Here is a 3,214-nt window from a genome sequence, read left to right as displayed (position 1 = left end):
GGTTCTCCTTGGTTCCCTGTTCGGGAGGTTGGTCCTGGAAACCCGATTCTCTCGGATTCCACTGGCGAACCGCCGCCTTCAACCTTCAACTACGCCTGGGACATTGCCGGCTATCCGCTGGATTGACGCAGGAACAGCTCGCGTTTGAGGCGTCGATCAGGCGGAACTATGTCAGCATGCTTGAACTCGGGCAGCACCAGCCCACGCTGACGATGCTGTTCGCACTTGCGACCGCTCTGAATTGCACGCCCAGCGACCTCCTTACCGAGTTGGAAACCCGACTTGCGAAAGCCAAACATCGGAGGCCACGACTGAAACAGCAGCGCGCCAATACAACCAAAGCCAAAGCCGTACAAAAATAGGCGATGGTGATCGAAGAGCATCGATTGCTACTTCGCGAACGGCTCCCAGGAGGCGAGCGTCAGTGTGGAGCAATTTGAATCCGTGTATGGGACACCGCGCAGCCGAGTCTCCCAACGCGGAAGGTGAGGCGATGGGATTCAAAATTCGTATTCGCTCGTGCTTCGCGATCTTGCTCTTGACAGCCTCGCAGTTAGAGTGCAGATACCGGATAAAAATCCACGTGCGCTGCGCCCCATCAGGCTTTATTTGCGCTTTGCTTGAGCGCGGCCAGTTCGCGTTTAAGTTCTAGGTTTTCGCGTTCCAGTTCCGCAACGCGGTCCGCGGCCGTCACCTTCTTTCCTCGAAACTTTGACATCTGTTGACTCACATATGGTTCCAAAGAAGCGGGGTTGGACTGCCCCATCGATACGGAAACCGCCGCAGCAATCGAGGTCACGCTTGTATCCAGACCCAATTCAAGTCGCGAATCCACCTCTTGGTCGATACGCGTGTTTCCAAAATTGTGGCGTAGGGCGTGGTACGCGGCGCGCAATTTCGGATCTAAAAGTGCGAATGCGTCCCCAAAGATCTCGGATAACGTTGCGTCGGCCAGTGGCCTCCCTGACCGGAAAGAAAGGAATATACGATCATCTGTGTCTTCGTCTTTCCACTTCCGCGCGCTCAGCATCTCGGCACGTGGGCCCTCAATGTAGTCCCTAATCCGTTCGGCAAGGCGGATCGGAAACTCGTATGTTTTCTCGTAACCTAGCTTCTGTTCGTCCGGGACGACTTCGAATGTATCCGCAGCCGCATCGATAGCCTCCCGAGCAAACTGCGCACATCGGAGCGAATTCACTGATCCGCGCCGCAGACCGGTTAAGTATCCGATATCCAGTAGCAGTATGTTCCGGCGAGCCGGTCCTCCTGTCATCGACGTAGCGAAGTGCGCCTGTAAGAACTCAAGGTCTTCATCAGTCGCGCAATATGAAGTGCGGTGTTTAGATCCCTCTCCTACATGACGGAAGACCAATGGATAGTAGTCTTTGTTCCGCCCGCGTTGTCGCCGTTCGCTCCGCTGCTTCACGTTGAGCGAAGACATCACGTTTGCATTTTCAGGGCCAATCAGGCCAACCTGATCTAGAGCAATCTCCTGCAACCAGCTCAGGAAGTGATACACACGCCGTAATCGACTGTTCACGGTACGCTTGTGGGCATTTTCACTCAGCGTGCTATTTGATTTCCCTCGAACGTCTTTAAGTTCCGAGTCTCGGAACTCGGCGAGTTCTTTGTCGGTAACAGTCGCGAAAGTCAGTTTCTCCGAACCCAAATATTCCATGAAGCGTTTAATATGAAATATTTCATTCCGTGCTGTTCCATATTTTATTAACTCTACGTCCAATAGATATAAGCAATAATCCATAAGTGCAAAAACGAGATTGCCAGATTCGCGCCAATATGCGACCACACCTTTTGATTTCGTTTCAGGCTGCCATGAGAGGTCGATCGCATCCTCCCACGTTGACACATATTTACTCATCATTTTTTACTCCTCGATCTCGCATCGCATTCTTCAAACATCTTTTTTTCTTAACTCGTCAAGCTCGCGCTCATACAGCTCAATCCGACGCTGCATTTTTTTAATTTCGTCGCGGGCGAACTGCTGAATCCGCTCCTTTTGATCAGCGAGCCGATTGTTATCGGCGCTCAACCGCTTGATCTCCCGACGTTGCGAAATCATTTCCTCCTCTAGCTGCAGGCGTTTCGTTTCCTCGGAGTCTAGTTGCCTCTTGAGCGCCGCAATTGTTGGACGACCCTTTGGCTTTCCAGAATCATCAACCTTACTGCTCAGTTCCTGCATCAGCTCAATAGCCTTTCGTCGCAAGTCCGGGTGGCGACGTAGGGTTTCGTTTGCATTTACACGAATATTCGGAAGCTTAGCCTGCACCGCCATGCAATTTTGTCGAGCGTCCCACAGATTGAATTGGCGAGGCGTGCGCGGAAAAAAATCGATGCCAACACGTGCTTCCTTGAGTTTATCGGACGTGTGCGCGTCGTCTGTCGCGGAGGGAGGTTTACGCTCGTCCGTAATAGGGGGGCCGCTTTCGAGCCACTCTTCGAGAATGCGGATTTTTACCTCGATATTTTCTCTCGCGTAGGCTTCATTTGTATGCGCGATCGGAGGCTTGCTACGACGCAGGAGGGTACTACGGCTTGCGGGTGAGCGGCCTTGCTTCATTGAAGATGTGCCTCATCCAAGCCCATGCGACTTACATGCAGTTTGATGACCTTCGTCACGTCACTGATACTGCGCGTAATCGAGGCACGTTCAACTCCAACGGCATTGAGTACTGATCGGCTCAAGTCAGCAAGGTCCGATTTTAAGGTCCGAAGGTATCCTTCGTTGAAAGAATGAAATGGACAATTTGCGCAGGTCCGAGCGCTCGCTCCTTCCTTTCGAAGAACGTGATTCTTTTTGTCTCGGCAGTTGGCGAGATGTGAACTCGTCTTGGACCCGGCATTGCACTGACCGTGACGAAACGGTTGAGGACCATGTCCGCGCTTTTTGAGGATCTCAACGATTCGAAGCGAGATCGACCTCAAGTCAGCTTCGGCGAACTCTACGCGTTTCGACAACAAGCGATGCACGTGCCGAATATATCTAGGGTAGCCGCCGCTGACCGGTTTCCCCTCAACGATCTGGGATACCGTGTCGAACATCAATTCGTCACTAACTATCTTCATCTCCTTGGCAACAGCAGCATGCTGTTACGTCCCGGTCTATTTGAGGATCGGCGGGGGATGTTTGTATCGCGAACGTCGGGAACGAATTTTTGAACTTCACCGCAAAGAGCGCGGGATACAGCGGACGTAA

General features: G+C 52.4%; 3 protein-coding genes. 1 reads left to right on the top strand and 2 read right to left on the bottom strand.

Going from position 1 to position 3,214, the window contains the following annotated elements:
* Positions 1–8 precede the first annotated feature (8 nt).
* Entirely contained in the window at positions 9–362 is a 354-nt protein-coding gene (locus HV711_RS33050) for a helix-turn-helix domain-containing protein (protein WP_302479495.1), read from the top strand.
* 236 nt (positions 363–598) lie between these two features.
* Here the strand turns inward: HV711_RS33050 and HV711_RS33045 are convergent, their stop codons facing one another.
* Together HV711_RS33045 and HV711_RS33040 are read right to left on the bottom strand one after the other, a co-directional pair.
* The gene (locus HV711_RS33045) at positions 599–1,882 is read right to left on the bottom strand and encodes a site-specific integrase (protein ID WP_175145675.1); all 1,284 of its coding nucleotides are present in this window, start codon (positions 1,880–1,882) and stop codon (positions 599–601) included.
* Positions 1,883–1,912: 30 nt separating this feature from the next.
* Entirely contained in the window at positions 1,913–2,578 is a 666-nt protein-coding gene (locus HV711_RS33040) for a hypothetical protein (RefSeq protein WP_175145673.1), read from the bottom strand.
* Positions 2,579–3,214 lie beyond the last annotated feature (636 nt).

This window comes from Paraburkholderia phenoliruptrix (assembly GCF_902859825.1).
In the GTDB taxonomy this organism is placed as follows: domain Bacteria; phylum Pseudomonadota; class Gammaproteobacteria; order Burkholderiales; family Burkholderiaceae; genus Paraburkholderia; species Paraburkholderia phenoliruptrix.
The sequence above is the reverse complement of the archived record's forward strand: the minus strand, read 5'-3'. Positions and strand labels throughout refer to the sequence as shown.